1 protein-coding gene is annotated in these 932 nt (G+C 64.1%); it reads left to right on the top strand.

Annotated elements, in window-relative coordinates; all coding sequences use genetic code 11:
* Positions 1 to 932 (top strand): ABC transporter permease (locus Pka01_RS40445; RefSeq protein ID WP_203888324.1); only part of this gene is annotated, 932 nt, incomplete at its 5' end.

The following is a 932-nucleotide window of genomic DNA, read 5'->3' on the forward strand; positions in this document are numbered from 1 at the left end:
CCGGTGTTCCGCATCTGGGGTTGGTGGTGGCGTTGCTGCTGCTGGCCGTGGTGGGTCTGGTGACGGTGCCGGATACGTTCGCGACGTCGTCGAATCTGGTGTCGGTGCTGGCGTTGGCGTCGACGATCGGGGTGATCACGGTGGGGGCGACCTTCGTGATCATTGGTGGGGGGATCGATCTGTCGGTCGGTGCGGTGATGGCGTTCGCGTCGGTGTGGGCGACGACGTTGGCGACGCAGTCGTATGGGCCGGTGGTGATGGCGTTGTGTGCCGTGCTGGTGGGTACGGGTGCGGGTTTGGTGAACGGGTTCCTGATCGCTTATGGGCGGATGGTGCCGTTCATTGCGACGTTGGCGATGCTGGTGGCGGCGCGGGGGCTGGCGCAGCGGATGTCGGACAAGAAGACGCAGTTGGTGTCGGCGGACAATTCGGCGTTGGTGGATCTGTCGACGCAGCGGGTGCTGGGGTTGCCGTTGGTGGTGTACATCCTGGCGTTGGTGGTCGTGGTCGGGTGGGTGGTGTTGAACCGGACCACGTTCGGGCGTCGGACGTATGCGGTGGGCGGTAATCCGGAGGCGGCGCGGCTGGCGGGTATCGATGTGCGCCGGCACACGATGTGGCTGTATGCGTTGTCGGGGTTTTGTTGCGGGATCGCGGCGATCATCATCATGGCGCGGACGACGACGGGGTCGTCGACGCATGGTGATTTGTATGAGCTGGACGCGATCGCGGCTGTGATCATCGGTGGGACGTTGCTGACGGGTGGGCGGGGTTCGATCGTGGGGTCGATCCTGGGTCTGCTGATCTTCACGGTGATCACGAATCTGTTCATCCTGAACGGGTTGAACACCAGTGACCAACTCATCGCCAAGGGCCTGATCATCGTGGCCGCGGTGCTGCTCCAACGGCGCAGCCTGCGAACTCCCACCTGA

This window comes from Planotetraspora kaengkrachanensis (genome assembly GCF_016862895.1).
Lineage (GTDB): Bacteria > Actinomycetota > Actinomycetes > Streptosporangiales > Streptosporangiaceae > Planotetraspora > Planotetraspora kaengkrachanensis.